The following is an 18195-nucleotide window of genomic DNA, read 5'->3' as shown; positions in this document are numbered from 1 at the left end:
CTCACCCCTCCCCCGGGCGTAGACCTGAGCGCACGGACGGAACGGGCGTGGCCTGCGTCACAGCTGCGCCCCTTCGCAGGCGCGGGAGAGACGGGGCAGTGATGCGCACAACTCGCACAGCTCGTACGGCTCGGACGACTCGCAGCTCCGCCGTGGTGGCCCTGGCCGCACTGGGCGCACTCACCCTGGCCGGCTGCGGCGGGGGCGGCGAGGACGGTGACGGGGGCGCGGACGCGACCCCGGGCTCCGAGTCCTCGGCGACCGTCGAGCTGCCGAGGCTGGACGGCCAGAAGGTCGAGGTGGCGGCGGTCTGGACGGGTCCGGAGCAGGAGAACTTCACCAAAGTCCTCGACGAGTTCGAGAAACGCACCGGGGCGACGGTCACCTTCGTGCCCGCGCAGGACCCGATCGTGAACTTCCTCGGCACGAAGATCGCCGGCGGCAGCCCGCCGGATGTCGCGATGCTGCCCCAGGTCGGGGCCGTCAAGCAGGCCGTCGACCAGAAGTGGGCCAAGCCCCTGGGCCCCGAGGCCAAGGCCGAACTGGCCAAGAACTACGCCAAGGGCTGGCAGGACCTCGGCTCGGTCGACGGCACTCCGTACGGCGTGTACTTCAAGGCCGCCAACAAGTCGCTGGTCTGGTACAACAACGCGGTCTTCGAGAACGCCGGCGCGTCGGTGCCGAAGACCTGGAAGGACTTCCTGACGACGGCGGAGACCATCTCCGCGTCCGGCGTCACCCCGGTCTCGATCGGCGGTGCGGACGGCTGGACGCTCACCGACTGGTTCGAGAACGTGTACCTCTCGCAGGCCGGTCCGGAGAAGTACGACCAGCTGGCCAGGCACGAGATCAAATGGACGGACCCGTCCGTCGCACAGGCCCTGACGACGCTCGGCGAGCTGTTCGGCAAGCCGGAGCTGATCGCGGGCGGGGCGAACGGCGCGCTGCAGACGGAGTTCCCCAAGTCGGTGACGCAGACCTTCACCGGCGGCGACCAGCCCAAGGGCGCCATGGTCTTCGAGGGCGACTTCGTGACCGTCAACATCGCGCAGACCGACGCGAAGATCGGTACGGACGCCAAGGTGTTCCCGTTCCCGGCGGTCGGCGACCGGGCCCCCGTGGTGACCGGCGGGGACGCGGCGGTGGCGCTGAAGGACACCAAGGGCGCCCAGGCGCTGCTGACGTTCCTGGCCTCCCCCGACGCGGCGCGGATCTGGGCCGGGACCGGCGGCTTCATCTCGCCGAACAAGTCGCTGGACGTCGCCGAGTACCCGAACGACGTGCAGCGGGACATCGCCAAGGCGCTCATCGCCGCCGGGGACGACTTCCGCTTCGACATGTCGGACCAGATGCCGCAGTCGTTCGGCGGAACACCCGGCAAGGGCGAGTGGAAGGCGCTCCAGGACTTCCTGAAGAACCCGAAGGACGTCGCCGGTACGCAGGCGCGGCTGGAGGCCGACGCCGCCAAGGCTTACGGGAACTGACGCCGCGATGACGTCCCCCGAGACGTCCCCCGGCAAGGCGGCGGGCTCCGCCGTGCCCTCCGCCGCCGGGGGCGGCGTGCGCAGGAGCGTGACCGGCACCAGGGGTCTCGTCGCGGCCGGCTTCCTGCTGCCCGCGCTGGTGCTGCTCGGCGCGCTCGTGGTCTACCCGATCGGGTACTCGGCGTACCGGTCCTTCTTCGACCGGTCCGGCGACGGCTTCGCCGGCCTCGGCAACTACGTCGAGATCTTCACCGACGACACCATCCTCACCGCCGTCAAGAACAACGCGATCTGGGTGGTCGCGGCGCCGACCGTGGCGACGGCCCTCGGTCTGATGTTCGCGGTGCTGACCGAACGGGTCCGCTGGGGCACGGCGTTCAAACTGGTCGTCTTCATGCCGATGGCGATCTCGATGCTCGCCGCGGGCATCATCTTCCGGCTGGTGTACGAGCAGGACCCGGAGCGCGGTGTCGCCAACGCGGTGTGGGTGGGCGTGCACGACACCTTCGCCGAGTCGGCGAGCTTCCCCAAGGCCCGCCCGAGACCCGATCATGCGCTGAAGCCCGCCGGGGGCGGGGCGTTCGTCACCGAGCAGCCGGTCCGCGCGGGCAGTCCGGTGCGGTTGCCACTGGTCGGTGTCCCGGCCGACAGGATGCCGTCCGACGCCCGGCCCGCGAGGACGGCGCCGGCCGCGGCCGACGGCCGGATCACCGGCACCGCCTGGCTCGACTTCACCCGGGGCGGCGGCGGCACGGTGGACGCCGTCGACGCCGGGGAACCGGGCCTGAAGGGCATCGCGATCGAGGCGGTCAGGGACGGCAGGGTCGTCGCCACCACCACCGCGGCGGCCGACGGTACGTTCTCGCTGCCGAAGGAGGCGGACGGCGCGGTCCTCCGGCTGCCCGGGAGCAACTTCCGGGAGCCCTACAACGGCGTGGACTGGCTGGGCCCCTCCCTCGTCACCCCGGCCATCATCGGCAGCTACCTCTGGATGTGGGCGGGCTTCGCCATGGTGCTGATCGCCGCGGGGCTGGCCGCGGTGCCGCGTGAACTCCTGGAGGCGGCACGGGTCGACGGCGCCAACGAGTGGCAGGTCTTCCGGCGGGTGACCGTCCCACTGCTCGCACCGGTCCTGGCCGTCGTCCTGGTCACTTTGATGATCAACGTGCTGAAGATCTTCGACCTGGTGTTCATCATCGCGCCCGGCTCCGCGCAGGACGACGCCAACGTACTGGCCCTCCAGCTGTACCGCTCGTCGTTCGGCACGGACGCACACCTGGGCGTCGGCAGCGCCATCGCCGTACTGCTCCTGCTGCTGGTGATCCCCGTGATGGCCTTCAACATCCGCCGGATCCGAAGGGAGACGCGCCGATGAGCACCGACGAGGCGGGCACCTCCGTCACCGCCGGCCCCTCCGCGGGCCCCGCCGCCCCTGTGGGCACCGTCCGGCCCGGGCCGTCGCTCGCCTCCCGCATCGCGGCCCGCACGGGTGGCGGGGTGCTGCGGGTCGTCCTGGTCCTGGTGGGTCTGTTCTGGCTGCTGCCGACCGTGGGGCTGCTGCTCTCCTCGCTGCGTTCGCCCGCCGACATCAGCGCGAGCGGCTGGTGGGAGGTGTTCACGGCGCCGACGCAGCTGACCACCGAGAACTACGCGCGGCTGCTGCGGAACGAGACGATCACCGACTCGCTGCTCTCCACGATCACGATCACCGTGCCCGCGACGGTGCTGGTGGTGGTGATCGGGGCGCTCGCCGGTTACGCGTTCGCCTGGATGGACTTCCCGGGCCGGGACTGGTGGTTCCTCGCCGTCGTGGGACTCCTCGTCGTGCCGGTGCAGGTGGCGCTCGTGCCCGTGTCGAAGCTGTTCGGCACGATCGGCATCTTCGAGACGACGACGGGCGTGGTGCTCTTCCACGTCGCCTTCGGACTGCCGTTCGCGATCTTCCTGCTGAGGAACTTCTTCGCGGAGATCCCCAGGGAGCTGCTGGAGGCGGCGCGGCTGGACGGCGCCGGCGAGATCCGGCTGTTCACCCGGGTCGTCCTGCCGCTCGGCGGGCCGGCGATCGCGTCACTGGGCATCTTCCAGTTCCTCTGGGTGTGGAACGACATGCTGGTCGCGCTGATCTTCGCCGACTCCGAGTCGCCGCCGATCACGGTGGCGCTCCAGCAGCAGGTACGGCAGTTCGGCAACAACATCGACGTCCTGGCGCCGGGGGCGTTCGTCTCGATGCTCATTCCGCTCGCGGTGTTCTTCGCCTTCCAGCGCCAGTTCGTCTCGGGGGTGATGGCGGGCGCGGTGAAGTGACCGCACCCGGATGGCACAGAACGGCACACAACGGGATCCACCGCCACGGGCCCGTACGCACGGTCGCCGTATCGACCGGGTGTGCGGGCCCAAGTGCGTGAGCCGCCCGCACCACATCCGCGCCCCACCCGTTCAACATCTGCCGGCCAACGCCCCGACACCTTCGGGCACTAGGACCGGGGTGGCAGCCTTCGTCGTTCCGAGAGAGAAGACATTCATGTCCCAGACGAGCGCACAGGTGCAGTTCCCCGACCGGTCCACGACGCCCACCGGGGACGAACTGCCCCGGCCTGCCCGGCTCGACGACGTGAAGGGATGGTTCCGGCCGGTCGACCAGCTGCTGTTCGACTGGTTCCTGGGCCGTCAGCGGGACCACGGGCACGCGGGCGATCTGCTGGAGCTCGGGGCCTACCTGGGCAAGAGCGCGATCTTCATCGGCTCGTACCTGCGACCCGGCGAGGAGTTCACGGTCTGCGACCTCTGGGACTCGCCGGCGCCGGACGCGTCCAACAGCGCCGAGATGGACCGCTCGTACGCCACGCTCACCCGTCGCGCCTTCGAGGCCAACTACCTGTCCTTCCACGACGAGCTGCCGCGCCTCGTCCAGGCACCGACCTCGGTGATCACCTCCCGGGTCCGCGCGGCCAGCTGCCGATTCGTCCACATCGACGCCTCACACCTGTACGAGCACGTCCACGGCGACATCCGGGCCGCCGAACGGCTCCTCACCTCCGAGGGCGTCGTCGTCTTCGACGACTTCCGGGCCGAGCACTGCCCCGGGGTCGCCGCCGCCGTCTGGGGTGCGGTGGCGACCGCCGGGCTCACACCGCTGTGCATCACCGGGACCAAGCTGTACGGCACCTGGGGAGACCCCACGCAGGTGCGCGCGGAACTGCTCGGCTGGCTGGAGACCCGTACCGACCTGTGGCACGGGGTCGAGGAGGTCGCCGGCGCCCCGCTGGTCCGCATCGACGGCCGCAGGGCCGAGGTCCCGGAGCATCCGCGCTCGCGCCACCGGGCGGAGCCGGTCAGCGAAGCGGCGGGGGCCGACCGGACGGCGCCCGCCCCGGCTGCGAGCCCGGCTCCCGCTTCGCCGCGCCCCCGGACCGGGTCGCCGCGAGCCCGCAGGCTCGTCCGCGACCTGCTGCCACCGCTGCTGACCCGCGCGCTGGTGCGGACCTTCCGCCGGCGCGCGTAGCCGGGAACGGGTGCGGGGGCGATCGTGGCCGGCGCCTCCCGGCGCAGGGCCACCGCGCCGCCTCCCGGGCGTCCGTATCGCTTCCGGGCTTCCGAGCCCCCGCGCGTCCGCGCGTCCGCGCGTCCGGAACGGAAACCGGGGGGCGGGAGCGGCCGGCGCGGCGGAGCCCCGGCACCCGGAGGCGTCAGGAGTACCGCGCGGGCCCGGGAGACCCGCCGACGAGACGGAAGGGCGCCCCCCGGGAGCGTCCCGCGCGGCGCGGCCCGACGGGGGCCACGGCGACCACGAGTCCGTCGGCGCCGTCGGGGCACACATCCATCCGGTACGGACGCAGCCCCCGCAGACCGTGGGCCTGTCGGGCCACGGTTCCGGGCGCCACGGCCGCCGTGTGCCCGGTCCCCGGCAGCACCGTGCTCAGCCCGATCCGGGTGCGGCCAGGGGGGAAGGCCTCGGCGGGGATCCGCACCTCGATGTCCGTGCCCGCTCCGTCGGAGGCCGGCCGCAGCAGGACGCGGCCGGCCTCCGGGCTGCCGGTGAGCCGGACCGGGCGCACGCCGAGGGCCCCGAGGTGCGGCAGCGGAGTACGGGCGGTGACGACGAGCGTGTGACTTGCGGTGCCGGTACGCCGCCAGTCCGCGGAGACGAGGTCGGTACGCAGGGGCGGTACGCCGTGCGCGGCCTCGTAGCGGAGCACCGAGACCAGCCCGGCCTCGTCACCGGCGCGCACGTACGAGAGCCGGAGCCTGAGCCCCGGCCGCAGCCCGGCCAGTACGGCGTCCCCGAGGTGGTCGGCGACCAGCCGGCGGACCCCGGCGAACACCCGGCGGCGCACGGCTTCCGGCGCCCTGAGAAAGGCGGAGCCGGTCAGTACGTCGCCCTCGTGGGCGAAGTGCCGCAGGTGGAAGCCGTCGCCGAGGGGGCCGGGCCCGGTGAAGCGCGCCGTGACCGCCATCGCCGCGGCCGTCCCGCGCAGCAGGTCCTCAAGTCCGCCGGGCTCCCCGGCGGCGGCGGTCAGGGCCGCCCGGGAGTCGCGGCCCTCGGGGCCGGGGCGACGGCCGGTGCGCGGGCCCGGGAGACCGGCGAAGCGGAAGTCGTAGTCGGCCAGCACGGCGACACCGCGCGACCGGAAGAGCGCTTCGAGGGTGAAGGCCTGCTCGCCCAGAGCGGCCGGCACGTCGTCGGCGAACCGCAGCCCGTGACGCAGCAGCGGCTCACGGCGGAACAACTTGGCGACGGACAGCTCCCACGGCAGCCCGGGTTCGTCGAGGGGGACGCGGTGACGGGTACGGGCGAAGACGCACGCGCCCGAGGCCGCCGTCCTGGCGCAGACGACGTCGGCTCCGTGGCCGTCGGCCGCGTCGACCAGCCGGGAGAGGGCCTCCCGGCCGAGGATGTCACCCGCGTCGAGGAAGAACAGATATCGCCCGCGTGCGCACGCCAGGGCCTGGTTGAGGGTTCCGGTGCGCTCGACGGTGAGGGGTTCCGTCAGCGACCGGGACCGGGTGGCGTCGGAGGGCGCCCGGAGCCGACCGCCGTACGGCCTCGGCCCTACGTCGTACGCCGACGCCGAGGCCGAGGCCGACGGCCATGATGCCGACGGCCACGACGAGGACGGAGCCGCCGGTGCGTCCCGCGGCGGCCCTGCCGCCGGCGGACAATGCGCACCGTCCGCCTGCGAGCCGGGTCCGCCCCCCGCCGGCGACGGCAGCGCCCCACCGTCCGGGGGGCGCCGCGCCCCTTCCGCGACCAGTACCTCGATCCGGGTCGCCCCGATGGTCTGGCCCGCGAGGGAGTCCAGACTCCGGCCGACACCCCCGCAGCCTTCCTCGCGGACCGCGACGACGACGGTGACGTCAAGGGCGTCCGTACCGTCCGGGTCCTCGGGAACGGCCGGGATACCGGCGTTGCTCGATGAGTTCATGGCGCGTCCTCCACACGCGCGGGCACTCCGCGCCCGCCGCCACAGCAACGACCCTCTCCCGGCGGGGGCTACGCGCCGCGGGGCCGATCACCCACCCGGTCGAGCGCATGCTCCGGCGCGCGGCGGGGTGATGTACCCGAGCTCCCCGCAGACGCCGAGCCGGGCGCGCGGTCGGGCACCGCACAGCCGAGGCGGCGCCTGCGCACCACCGGCGGGCGCGGTACCCGCCCCGCGGGTGCCGCGGGTGCGGGGGCGGGCGCACCGGGCGGCCGGATCGCCGTCGGGGCGCGCCGTGCCCACCAGTCCGACGGTGCGCCGAGCCGGCCACGGCGGCGGGCCGTACCCGACACGCCGGACCGTGGGCGGCCGGATCGCCGTCGGGGCGCGCCGTGCGCACCAGTCCGACGGTGCGCTAGCCGGCCACGGCGGCGGGCCGTACCCGACACGCCGGACCGGCCGACTCCTCGGGCGCCGAACCCGCGCCCGCGCGTCAGTCGTGGGTGAGCGCCGCGACCACCGATGCGGCCAGATCGTCCAGGTACCCCTCGGGCAGATCGCCGCGCAGGACCACGAGCCGCCAGTAGAGCGGGCCGAGGATCAGGTCCAGGGCGTGGTCGGTGTCGGCCGTCTCCGGAAGCTCGCCCCTGGCGACCGCGTCCCGGACGACGACCGCGGCGACGCCCTGCCGGCTGTCGAACAGGGCCGCCCTGACGGTGTCGGCGATCTCCGGGTTGCGGGCCGCCTCGACCAGCAGGTCGGGGATGACCTGGGAGGCGACGGGGTGGCGCAACGCGTGCGAGGCCACCTCGAGAAGCGCACGGACGTCCCCGTACAGCGAGCCGGTGGCCGGAGCGGGGAGGCCCTGCGCGGCGAAGGCCGAGACCAGGTCGAGTACGAGGGAGAGCTTGGACTTCCAGCGCCGGTAGACGGCGGTCTTGCCGACGCCCGCCCGGCGGGCGATGCCCTCGATCGACATCCGGGCGAAGCCGACCGTGGCCAGTTCCTCGAAGACGGCGGCGCGGATCGCCTCGGTCACGTCCTCCCGGAGCACTGCGGCTCCCGCGGGGCGGCGTCGGGTGCGGGGGTCCGTGGTCATGCCCAGGAGCATACCCGTGACGACGAGACGGTTGCGTTGCGACGTCGACCGTCCTAGTCTCGCCCGTAGCGACGATACGGAACCGTCCCAACGTCGTCGTTTCGACCGTGTCCTGCCTCCGACCCCGGCGAGAGCGAGCGAGTGACCAGCGTGAGCAGCCAGACGATCACCCCGCCACAGGCGCCACCGGCGGAATCCCCCAGCCTCGGCGAACTCGCCGCCCGGCACGGGCTGACCGTGAGCGGAGCGCGGCCGCCGCTCGGCACGTACATCGCGCAGCTCTGGTCCCGGCGGCACTTCATCACCGCCTTCGCCACCGCGCGCCTCACCGCCCAGTACAGCCAGGCGCGACTCGGCCAGGTCTGGCAGCTGATGACCCCGCTGCTCAACGCGACCGTCTACTACTTCGTCTTCGGCGTCCTCATGAACACCGGGAAGCACGTCCCGGACTTCGTGCCGTTCCTGGTGACGGGCGTGTTCATCTGGACCTTCACGGCCAACTCCATCACCGCAGGCACCCGTGCGATCTCCGGCAACATCGGCCTCGTCCGGGCCCTGCACTTCCCCCGCGCCGCACTCCCCATAGGGCTCGCCCTGCAACAGCTCCAGCAGCTGATGTTCTCCATGGGCGCCCTGGCCGTGATCCTGATGTGCTTCGGCGAGTTCCCGACGTTCTCCTGGCTGCTGGCCGTGCCCGCCCTCGCGCTCCAGGCCGTCTTCAGCACCGGCGTCGCGATGGTCGTCGCCCGGCTCGCGGCCCGCACCCCGGACATCGCCCAGTTGATGCCGTTCCTGCTGCGCACCTGGATGTACGTGTCCGGCGTGATGTGGAGCATCCCCGTGGTCCTCAAGCACATGGAACTGCCCGGGGCGGTTGTCCTGGCCCTGCGGTGCAACCCCGCGGCCGTCTACATCGACCTCGTGCGCTTCGCGCTCATCGACAGCTACACCAAGGCCCAGTTGCCGCCACACGTCTGGGCACTCGCCCTCGGCTGGGCCGTACTCCTCGGAGTGGGCGGCTTCGTGTACTTCTGGAAGGCGGAGGAGCAGTACGGCCGTGGCTGACGCAACGATCGACCGGCCGGCGGAACCGGCGGACACCACCCCGGCCGGGGGCACCCGGACCGGCAGAACCCCGACCGTCGTCGTGGACGACGTCCACATCACGTACAAGGTCAACGGCGCGAAGACCGGCCGCGGCGCCGCCACCGCCGCACTGAGCCGGATCCTCTCCCGCCGCCCCCGTCGGGACGGCGGCCGCGAGGTCCACGCCGTCAAGGGCGTCAGCTTCGCCGCCCACAAGGGCGAGGCGATCGGGCTGATCGGCTCCAACGGCTCGGGCAAGTCCACCCTGCTGAAGGCGATCGCCGGTCTGCTGCCCACGGCCCGGGGGCGGATCTACACCCACGGCCAGCCGTCGCTTCTCGGGGTCAACGCGGCCCTGATGGGCGATCTGACAGGTGAGCGCAACGTCGTCCTCGGCGGCCTCGCGATGGGCATGACGCGCGACGAGGTCCAGGCCCGCTACGACGAGATCGTGGACTTCTCGGGGATCAACGACAAGGGCGACTTCATCTCACTGCCGATGCGCACGTACTCCTCGGGCATGAGCGCCCGGCTGCGCTTCTCCATCGCCGCAGCCAAGAGCCATGACGTGCTGCTGATCGACGAGGCGCTGGCCACGGGCGACGCCGGATTCCAGCGACGCAGCCAGAGGCGGATCGCCGAGCTGCGCGAGGAGGCCGGCACGGTCTTCCTCGTCAGCCACAGCAACTCCGCGATCACCGCCACCTGCGACCGGGCGCTGTGGCTGGAGTCCGGGACGCTGCGGATGGACGGCCCGGCGAAGGAGGTCGTCGCGGCGTACGAGGCCTTCACCAAGAAGAAGTAGCCGGGAATCCCGGCAAATCCCAGCGATCTCCACGAAACAGACCGGAGTGCGGGCCGATGACGACCCGCCCGCACACCCGGTGCCGTAGCGGGACGTCATCGACGTCACTCGATGCTGTACCGGACGTCATCGACGTCACTCGATGCTGTACCGGACGTCATCGACGTCACTTGATGCAGTACCAGACGTCATCGACGTCACCTCGGTCGGCAGCAGGACAGTCCTCGTCCGCCACGGCCTGCTCCTCGCCCCCGCGGTGCTCTCCGCCCGCAGGCCGTGGGCCGAGAGCGGTGTGACACGGAAGGGGGCGCCCACCACGACGCACAGCGGTGGACGCCCCCTTCACCCTTGCGGCGAAGCCGGTCAGCTGGGCGTGCGCAGCAGCTGCCGCATCGTGCGCATGGCGACCGAGAGGTTCGCCAGGTCGAAGGTGTCCGATCCCTGGATCTCCTCCAGCGTCATCCGGGCACGGCCCAGGATCGACGCGTTCTTCTCCTCCCACGCCTTGAAGCGCTGCTCCGGCGTCGAGGCCCCGTTGCCCACGGCGAGCACGTCGGCGGTGAGCGCGGCGTGCGCGGCGTACAGGTCCTCGCGGATGGAGGCACGGGCCATGGACTGCCAGCGGTCGGCCCGCGGCAGCTCGATGATCCGGTCCATCAGCTCGGTGATCCGCAGCCGGTCGGCCAGGTCGTAGTAGACCTCGGCGACGGCGAGCGGATCCTTGCCCGTGCGATCGGCGATGGCCACGATGTCGAGCGTCGGGAAGGCGGAGGAGAATCCGGCGACCCGCGTGGCCAGTTCCTCCGGAACACCGGCGGCCGTGAACTCCTCCAGCAGCCCCTCGTACCACTCCAGGTCGGCTCCGCCGAGCATCTTCGGCAGCTCGGCCCAGACCTGCTCGACACGGGACGCGAAGAACTCGATCGTCTCCGTCAGCTCCAGCGGCTGCGGCCGGTTGCCGAGCAGCCAGCGGGTGCCGCGCTCGACGAGACGGCGCGAGTGCAGCCGCATCCGGGTCTGGACGTCGGCGGCGACCTTGGTGTCCAGCGCCTCCACGGCGTCCCACACCTCTCCGAGACCGAAGATCGCGCGGGCCGCGGTCTGCGCCCGGACGATCTCCTCGACCGACGCCCCGGTCTCCTCGCGCAGCCGGTGCAGGAAGGTGGAACCGCCCGTGTTCACGGTGTCGTTGACCAGGACCGTCGTGACGATCTCGCGGCGCAGCGCGTGGCCGTCGACCGACTCGGGGAACTGCTCCCGCAGCGGCTTGGGGAAGTACGCGTGCAGCAGACCCCGCAGATACGGGTCGTCCGGCAGCGAGGTGCCGATCAGCTCCTCCGCCACCGTGATCTTGGTGTAGGCGAGCAGAACGGCGAGCTCGGGCTGCGACAGGCCGTGCCGGTTGTTGAGCAGCTCGCGGATCTGCCGGTCGTTCGGCAGGAACTCCAGCGCCCGGTCCAGCGCGCCCTCCCGGCCCAGCCTGCGCATGAAGCGCTGGTGGGCGTGGAGCAGGCTCGGCGACTGGGCGACGGCGTTGGCCAGGGCCACGTTCTGCGCGTAGTTGTTGCGCAGCACCAGCCCGCCGACCTCGTCGGTCATCTCGGCGAGCAGCTTGTTGCGCTGCTTCACGGTCATGTCGCCCTCGGCGACGAGGCCGTTCAGCAGGATCTTGATGTTCACCTCGTGGTCGGAGGTGTCCACGCCGGCGCTGTTGTCGATGGCGTCGGTGTTGACCCGGCCGCCGCCGCGTGCGAACTCGATACGGCCCAGCTGGGTCAGGCCCAGGTTGCCGCCCTCGCCGACGACCTTGACCCGCAGGTCCTCCCCGTTGACGCGGATGGCGTCGTTCGCCTTGTCGCCGACGTCGGCGTTGGACTCGCCGGACGCCTTGACGTACGTGCCGATGCCGCCGTTCCAGAGCAGGTCCACCGGCGCCTGCAGGATCGCCTTCATCAGCTCGGCCGGCGTCAGCTTCGTGACCCCGGGCTCGATGCCGAGGGCCTCGCGGACCTGCGCGTTGACCGGGATCGACTTGGCGGTCCTGGGGTGGATGCCACCGCCCGGCGACAGCAGCCCGGTGTCGTAGTCCGCCCACGAGGAGCGGGTCAGCTCGAACAGCCGGCGGCGCTCGGCGTACGAGACGGCCGCGTCCGGGTCGGGGTCGATGAAGATGTGGCGGTGGTCGAAGGCGGCGACCAGCCGGATGTGCTCCGAGAGGAGCATCCCGTTGCCGAACACGTCACCCGACATGTCGCCGACGCCGACCACGGTGAAGTCCTCGGTCTGCGTGTCGTGGCCGAGCTCGCGGAAGTGCCGTTTGACGGACTCCCACGCACCGCGGGCCGTGATGCCCATGCCCTTGTGGTCGTAGCCGGCCGAACCGCCCGAGGCGAAGGCGTCGCCGAGCCAGAAGTTGTAGGCGATCGCGACCTCGTTGGCGATGTCGGAGAACGTCGCCGTGCCCTTGTCCGCCGCGACGACCAGATACGTGTCGTCACCGTCGTGGCGCACCACGTCCGGCGGCGGCACGACCTCGCCGCCCACCATGTTGTCGGTGATGTCGAGCAGCGCCGAGATGAACGTGCGGTAGGAGGCGATGCCCTCCGCCAGCCACGCCTCGCGGTCCACGGACGGGTCCGGGAGCTGCTTGGCGACGAAGCCGCCCTTGGCGCCCACCGGCACGATGACGGTGTTCTTCACCATCTGCGCCTTGACCAGGCCGAGGATCTCGGTGCGGAAGTCCTCGCGCCGGTCGGACCAGCGCAAACCTCCGCGGGCGACCTTGCCGTAGCGCAGGTGCACGCCCTCGACGCGCGGCGAGTACACCCAGATCTCGTAGGCCGGACGCGGCGCCGGCAGGTCCGGGATGGCCTGCGGGTCGAACTTCATCGACACATAGCTGTGCCAGGTGCCGCCGCCCGCCTCCTGGAAGAAGTTGGTGCGCAGCGTGGCCTTGATCAGGGTGAGGAAGGAACGCAGGATCCGGTCCTCGTCGAGCGAGGCGACCTGGTCCAGCGCGGCATCCAGCTCCTCCAGCAGGGCGTCCGTCAGCTCGGTGCCGGCCCGCTGGCGGTCCGGGGCCATCCGCGCCTCGAACAGGTTGATCAGCAGCCGCGTGGTGTGGACGTTGTTGAGGAGCGTGTCCTCCATGTAGTCCTGGCTGAAGGTGGACCCGGCCTGGCGCAGGTACTTGGCGTACGCGCGCAGCACCATCGCCTCGCGCCAGGTGAGCCCGGCCCGCAGCACCAGCGAGTTGAACGTGTCGTTCTCGGCGGCCCCGGTCCACACGGCCGAGAACGCGTCCTGGAACCGCTCGCGGGCGTCGTCGCCCAGGTACTCCCCGCCGTTGCCCGGCGCCGTCGGCATCCGCAGACCGAAGTCGTAGACCCAGCCGTGCGTGCGGTCGGCGCAGCGCAGCTCGTACGGGCGCTCGTCGATGACCTCGACGCCGAGGCGGTTGAGGACCGGCAGCACCGACGACAGCGAGACCTGCTCGCCGAAGCGGTAGATCTTGAAGCGGCGCTCGCCGGGCGCGGCCCCCACCGGCTCGTACAGGGACAGCGAGAAGTCCTTGCCGGACCGGGTGAGCTGCTCCAGGTGCACCAGGTCGGCGACGGCGGCGCGCGGCGAGTGGTCTGCCTTGTAGCCCTCGGGGAAGGCGCTGGCGTACTTGCGCGCCAGCTCGGCGGCTCGCTCCTCGCCCAGTTCGGCGTTGAGCGCCTCGGTGAAGCCGTCGGCCCAGGAGCGGGCGGCCTCGGCCAGCCGGGCCTCCAGCCGCTCCCTGTCGGCGTCGGTGAGGTGGGTCAGCTCGGTGCCGGACGGGACGCGGACGACGAAGTGGAGCCGGGTGAGCACCGACTCGGTGCTCATCAGGGTGAAGTCGACGCTGGTGCCGCCGAGATCCTCCTTCAGGATCCCGGTCAGCCGCTCGCGGACGGTGGTGTTGAAACGGTCGCGCGGCAGGTAGACCAGGGCCGAGTAGTAGCGGCCGTACTCCTCCTGGCGCAGGTACAGCCGCAGCCGGCGGCGCTCCTGCAGGTACAGGACGGAGGTCACGATGGAGCGAAGCTCGTCTACGGGCGTCTGGAACAGCTCGTCGCGCGGGTACGTCTCCAGGATCTGCAGCAGGTCGCGGCCGTCGTGGCTGTGCGGGGAGAAGCCGGCGCCGTCGAGGACCTCGGTCACCTTGCGACGGATGACCGGGACCCGGCGCACGGACTCGGTGTACGCGGCCGACGAGAACAGCCCGAGGAAGCGGCGCTCGCCGATGACGTTGCCCTCGGCGTCGAACTTCTTCACGCCGACGTAGTCGAGGTAGCTGGGTCGGTGCACGGTGGCCCGGCTGTTGGCCTTGGTCAGGATCAGCAGCTTGTGCTCGCGGGCCTTGGCCCGGGCGTCGGCGGGGAGCCGGTTGAACGAGGGACTCACGGGGTGGCCGTGGGCGTCGTCGCCGGTGTGGTGCGGGTCGGAGCGGAGGATGCCGAGGCCGGTGCCGGGGACGGCGGACAGCGCGTCGCCGTCCACCAGGTTGTACTCGCGGTAGCCCAGGAACGTGAAGTGGTCGTCGGAGAGCCAGCGCAGCAGCTCGCGTGCCTCGTCGACCTCCTCCTCGCGCAGATCGTCCGGAATGGGCTCCTGCGGCAGCTCCTCGGAGATCCGCAGCGCCGCCTCGCGCATCTTCTCCCAGTCCTCGACGGCCTCACGGACGTCGGACAGGACACGCAGCAGGTCGGCGGTGATCTGCTTCAGGTCGGCCCGGTCGGTCTCCCGGTCGATCTCGACGTGGATCCAGGACTCGACGAGCGCGTCGTGCGGCAGTGCGGCGCCGTTCGGCTCGCCGCTGAGGACCTCGATCATCTTCCCGGTGACATCGCGGCGGACCACGACCTGCGGGTGGATCACCACATGGATGCCGCGGCTCTGGCGGGACAGCTCGTTGGTGACCGAGTCGACGAGGAAGGGCATGTCGTCGGTGACGACCTCGACGACCGAGTGGCTGGAGGTCCAGCCGTTCTCCTCGACGGTCGGGGTGTGCACCCGGACGTTGGCGGTGCCCTGCGGACGGTTCTCCGCGAGGCGGTAGTGCGAGACGGCCGCTCCGAAGACGTCGACGGGGTCGCGGTCGGTGAGGTCCTCGGGTGCGGTGTGCAGGTAGTAGCGCTGGAGGAACGCGAGGATGTGGTCCCGGTCAGGGCGCTCCCCGCTGTCGGACCCAGTCGGAAGTTGCCCCCCGCCCGGGCTGTGCTCAGCTACCCGGGCCGCCCTCTCGAGCAGCTCGGCCTTGGCTTCGTCCAGCTTGGTCTGCATGTCCTCTGGCTCCTGTCGCGCGCCGTTGCGTGACGTAGGTGGAAAAGAAGGCACGACGCCGTGACGCGGGGTCTCCGCTCGGTGTCGGCGCTGTGCCGGGATGAGAGATGTCCGGACCGTGGTCGGTCGATGTGGGCGTCGGGCCCGGGAGGTGACCACGCGGACCCCGAACGAACTCGGGTCCGCGGGGAAGATCAGCTCGCACCCGGCCGCTGTGGCGCACCGGGCGCGGTCCCCCAGCTGCCGCTGGGCGGTGCCTCCAGGGGGCTTCGCTGCCCCCTCGGCGTATCGCGCTGATCACGCGTCCAAGGCTATCGCCCCCCACCCCTGACCCGTCATGAGCCGTATGTGTACAAAAGCGGGGCCGGAAGTTTGACACTCTGGACAGCGACACGTGGCCTCTTGGCAAACCGGCGTGCGCGGGGCAGGTTGACCCTTGAAGGGCCCAAGGCCGACAAATCCATACAGGGAGCAGTAGCCATGAGCGTGAAGATCCTGATCGTCACCGGCGACGCAGCCGAGTCCCTGGAGGTCCTCTACCCGTACCAGCGGCTGCGCGAGGAGGGCTACGAGGTCCACGTCGCGGCCCCCGCGCGCAAGAAGCTCCAGTTCGTCGTCCACGACTTCGAACCCGGTTTCGACACGTACACCGAGAAGCCCGGCTACACCTGGCCGGCCGACCTGGCGTTCTCGGAGGTCGACCCGGGAGACTACGCCGCGATCGTCATCCCGGGCGGGCGGGCTCCCGAGTACCTCCGCAACGACCCGGAGCTCCGCAAGATCCTCAAGTCCTTCTTCGACGCGGACAAGCCCGTGGCGCAGATCTGCCACGGCCCGCTGCTGACGGCGGCCACGGGCAGCCTCACGGGCCGCAGGGTGACCGCCTACCCGGCGCTGGAACTCGACATGCAGGCCGCCGGTGCTTCCTTCCAGGACACCGAGGCCGTCGTGGACGGCACCCTGGTCTCCTCCCGGGCCTGGCCCGACCACCCGGCCTGGATGCGCGAGTTCCTCCAGGTGCTGCGGGCGAAGGCGCCCCTGGGCTGAGAGCCGTCCCGGCGGGCACACGACGACAGCCGCGGCGCCTCGCCACATGGCCGAACCGCCCGAACGCGCCCGGTATCCCGACCGCGCCCGGCAGGACGACTCTCCGCCTTGTGGGCATCGCGTCCTTGTGTGCATCGCGTCACCGTGCACGGGCCCCGGATCGCGGGACGGCCCGGGTGCTCTGTCGCGCCACCGGGCCGGGTCCCGTGCCGGCACCTCCCAGGGCCCGCGTCTGCCCGGGCCCGCGTCCGATCGGACGCGGGTCCCGGGTGGGAGTGTGCGCGGGGCTGCGCCCACGTGGCCGCGCGAGGGGGTGCGGCGGTACGGGCCGGTGCGATCGCCCTAGAGGTCGGCGAGGTCGTCGCATGGACTGCCGGAGAAGGACCCGAGGACGGACGGTCGGAGGGAGGGCCCGAGGACCGGACGGCCGGAGGGAGGGCCCGAGGACCGGAGGGAGGGCCCGAGGGCCCCGCGGCTACCCCACCAGTTCCTCGGCGACCTCGACCGCCTCCGCGAGGCTGTCGACGACCGGCACGCCCGCCGCCCGCAGGCTCGCCCTGCTGTGCGAGCCCCCGGTGTACAGCACCGCCTTCGCCCCCACATGCGCCGCCGCGAGCGCGTCGTCCGCCGCGTCGCCGACGACCACGATCCGCTCCGGCGGAACGTGCTCCATCGCGGCCAGATGCCGGACCATGTGCTCCGCCTTGCCCGCGTGGGAGGCACCCACGCGGCCGTCGACCCGTACGAAGCGCTCCTCGATCCCGTGGCGCCGCACGATCGGTATCAGGTGCTCGTGCGGGGCCAGCGACAGCAGCGACTGCGTGCGGCCCTCCGCCTGGCGGGCGGCGAGCAGTTCCGCCGCCCCGACGGTGAGCAGGCAGGTCTCGGCCAGCCGCCAGTAGTGCTTGTGGAAGACCGCGTCCATGGCGGCCCACTCCTCGTCCGTGGGCAGGCGGCCCATCAGCCGCTCGTAGAACCGGGGCACCGGCACGCAGTACAGCTCTCGGTAGCGCTCGAGCGTGATCGGGTCGAGCCCTATCTCGGCGAACGACGCGTTGGTCGCCTCGATGACCGTGTGGATGTCGTCGAGGAGTGTGCCGTTCCAGTCCCAGACCACGTGTGCGCTGTGCTTCCCCATGGCAGGCAACGGTACCGGCCGGGTCCGACAGCCATCGACGTACGCGGGCACCGAAGGGACCGGGGGGCCGGGAGCAGCGGTGGGTGCCGCAGCAGGGCGGCCGGACCCGCCGGGGGCGCCCGGTACGCAGGCGGCGGGAGCGCGCCCGGCCTCAGTGGACGAGGCCGGGAATCTCCTGCACCCCGTACCAGAGCAGCTCATGGTCCTCCGCTCCGTCCACGACGAACTGAGCGTCGTCGTCGCCGTGGTCCGCCGCGCCCAGCGCGTCCGCCGCGGCGGCCACGTCCCGCTCCGCCTCCTGGGAGTCGACGTGCACCGACGCCGCCTTCGCCAACGGCACCGCGGTCGCGATGCGCACCTCGCCCAGCGAGGCCGACCCGAGCCCCGCCGCCGGGTCCGCGATCGCGGCGTTGTCCGGGACGTCGACGGCCACGACCACCCGGCGGCGCGGTGTCCCGGGGTCGCCTGCCAGCGCCCGCAGCGAAGCCGCCGCGGCGCGGCTCAGCGCGGCGTACTCCAGCTCCTCGATGTCGTCGGAGACGTACCACTCGCGCAGGGCGGGCGTCACCGCGTAGGCGGTCAGCGGCCCGGGCCCGATCTCGCCCGCCTTGTGCACCTGTGCGAGACCGGGGAGGGTCAGGGGAACGTAGACGCGCATGGTGGCCGCTTTCGTCGTCGGGTGAGCACCCAAGGATACGTGCGCAGTACCCTTTCGGGCTGCCCCGCGGCCCCTCCCTGACGTCGACCTCGGATGACCGGGACGGCCTCCGAACCTTGCCGTTCCGGGCCTCGGAGTCCGTCCACCACCC

Annotated in this window: 12 protein-coding genes; 7 read left to right on the top strand and 5 right to left on the bottom strand. The window is 71.9% G+C overall.

All coding sequences use genetic code 11. The features are described 5' to 3' along the window. The first annotated feature begins 101 nt into the window (after positions 1 to 101). The 4 genes from AB0J10_RS27665 (at position 102) to AB0J10_RS27650 (ending at position 4986) form a co-directional block, all read left to right on the top strand. Positions 102 to 1484, top strand: a complete 1383-nt coding sequence (locus AB0J10_RS27665; RefSeq protein WP_363065185.1) for an ABC transporter substrate-binding protein — start codon at positions 102 to 104, stop codon at positions 1482 to 1484. Positions 1485 to 1491: 7 nt separating this feature from the next. Beyond that, a complete protein-coding gene (locus AB0J10_RS27660; protein WP_363065184.1) occupies positions 1492 to 2859 on the top strand; it encodes a sugar ABC transporter permease in 1368 nt (455 codons plus the stop codon). Next, positions 2856 to 3788, top strand: coding sequence for a carbohydrate ABC transporter permease (locus tag AB0J10_RS27655; protein WP_363065183.1), 933 nt, complete (start codon positions 2856 to 2858; stop codon positions 3786 to 3788). The genes AB0J10_RS27660 and AB0J10_RS27655 overlap by 4 nt, the downstream gene beginning before the upstream one ends. Positions 3789 to 4005: 217 nt before the next feature. Then, positions 4006 to 4986, top strand: a complete 981-nt coding sequence (locus AB0J10_RS27650; protein ID WP_363065182.1) for a class I SAM-dependent methyltransferase — start codon at positions 4006 to 4008, stop codon at positions 4984 to 4986. Between the two features lie 184 nt (positions 4987 to 5170). Here the strand turns inward: AB0J10_RS27650 and AB0J10_RS27645 are convergent, their stop codons facing one another. Next, on the bottom strand, positions 5171 to 6907 hold the full coding sequence (locus AB0J10_RS27645) for a glycosyltransferase (protein ID WP_363065181.1): 1737 nt from the start codon (positions 6905 to 6907) through the stop codon (positions 5171 to 5173). Positions 6908 to 7397: 490 nt separating this feature from the next. Then, positions 7398 to 8015, bottom strand: a complete 618-nt coding sequence (locus tag AB0J10_RS27640; protein ID WP_363065180.1) for a TetR/AcrR family transcriptional regulator — start codon at positions 8013 to 8015, stop codon at positions 7398 to 7400. 153 nt (positions 8016 to 8168) lie between these two features. On the opposite strand from AB0J10_RS27640, the gene AB0J10_RS27635 reads away from it, so the two are divergent. After that, the gene (locus AB0J10_RS27635; RefSeq protein WP_363065232.1) at positions 8169 to 9068 is read left to right on the top strand and encodes an ABC transporter permease; all 900 of its coding nucleotides are present in this window, start codon (positions 8169 to 8171) and stop codon (positions 9066 to 9068) included. 82 nt (positions 9069 to 9150) lie between these two features. Further along, the gene (locus AB0J10_RS27630) at positions 9151 to 9894 is read left to right on the top strand and encodes an ABC transporter ATP-binding protein (protein ID WP_363065231.1); all 744 of its coding nucleotides are present in this window, start codon (positions 9151 to 9153) and stop codon (positions 9892 to 9894) included. 363 nt (positions 9895 to 10257) lie between these two features. Here the strand turns inward: AB0J10_RS27630 and AB0J10_RS27625 are convergent, their stop codons facing one another. Continuing rightward, on the bottom strand, positions 10258 to 15201 hold the full coding sequence (locus AB0J10_RS27625; RefSeq protein ID WP_363065179.1) for an NAD-glutamate dehydrogenase: 4944 nt from the start codon (positions 15199 to 15201) through the stop codon (positions 10258 to 10260). Between the two features lie 480 nt (positions 15202 to 15681). Between AB0J10_RS27625 and AB0J10_RS27620 the strand changes: the two genes are divergently transcribed. After that, entirely contained in the window at positions 15682 to 16248 is a 567-nt protein-coding gene (locus AB0J10_RS27620) for a DJ-1/PfpI family protein (protein WP_269730103.1), read from the top strand. Positions 16249 to 16723: 475 nt separating this feature from the next. Here AB0J10_RS27620 and AB0J10_RS27615 read toward each other — a convergent pair whose 3' ends face one another. Together AB0J10_RS27615 and AB0J10_RS27610 are read right to left on the bottom strand one after the other, a co-directional pair. Beyond that, positions 16724 to 17386: an HAD family hydrolase gene (locus AB0J10_RS27615; RefSeq protein WP_363065178.1), complete on the bottom strand. Its 663-nt coding sequence runs from the start codon at positions 17384 to 17386 to the stop codon at positions 16724 to 16726. A 151-nt stretch (positions 17387 to 17537) separates the two neighbouring features. Further along, entirely contained in the window at positions 17538 to 18044 is a 507-nt protein-coding gene (locus AB0J10_RS27610) for a hypothetical protein (protein ID WP_363065177.1), read from the bottom strand. Positions 18045 to 18195 lie beyond the last annotated feature (151 nt).

The sequence above is a fragment of the Streptomyces sp. NPDC049887 genome (assembly GCF_040656535.1).
GTDB lineage: Bacteria > Actinomycetota > Actinomycetes > Streptomycetales > Streptomycetaceae > Streptomyces.
Note: the sequence above shows the minus strand (reverse complement) of the source record. Positions and strands in the feature narration are given on the sequence as shown.

What these genes read in the sequence shown, in the direction of transcription:
- AB0J10_RS27665 (WP_363065185.1), top strand. Translation starts at nt 102, where the DNA reads ATGCGCACAACTCGCACAGCTCGTACGGCTCGGACGACTCGCAGCTCC.
- AB0J10_RS27660 (WP_363065184.1), top strand. Translation starts at nt 1,492, where the DNA reads ATGACGTCCCCCGAGACGTCCCCCGGCAAGGCGGCGGGCTCCGCCGTG.
- AB0J10_RS27655 (WP_363065183.1), top strand. Translation starts at nt 2,856, where the DNA reads ATGAGCACCGACGAGGCGGGCACCTCCGTCACCGCCGGCCCCTCCGCG.
- AB0J10_RS27650 (WP_363065182.1), top strand. Translation starts at nt 4,006, where the DNA reads ATGTCCCAGACGAGCGCACAGGTGCAGTTCCCCGACCGGTCCACGACG.
- AB0J10_RS27645 (WP_363065181.1), bottom strand. Translation starts at nt 6,907, where the DNA reads ATGAACTCATCGAGCAACGCCGGTATCCCGGCCGTTCCCGAGGACCCG.
- AB0J10_RS27640 (WP_363065180.1), bottom strand. Translation starts at nt 8,015, where the DNA reads ATGCTCCTGGGCATGACCACGGACCCCCGCACCCGACGCCGCCCCGCG.
- AB0J10_RS27625 (WP_363065179.1), bottom strand. Translation starts at nt 15,201, where the DNA reads ATGCAGACCAAGCTGGACGAAGCCAAGGCCGAGCTGCTCGAGAGGGCG.
- AB0J10_RS27620 (WP_269730103.1), top strand. Translation starts at nt 15,682, where the DNA reads ATGAGCGTGAAGATCCTGATCGTCACCGGCGACGCAGCCGAGTCCCTG.
- AB0J10_RS27615 (WP_363065178.1), bottom strand. Translation starts at nt 17,386, where the DNA reads ATGGGGAAGCACAGCGCACACGTGGTCTGGGACTGGAACGGCACACTC.
- AB0J10_RS27610 (WP_363065177.1), bottom strand. Translation starts at nt 18,044, where the DNA reads ATGCGCGTCTACGTTCCCCTGACCCTCCCCGGTCTCGCACAGGTGCAC.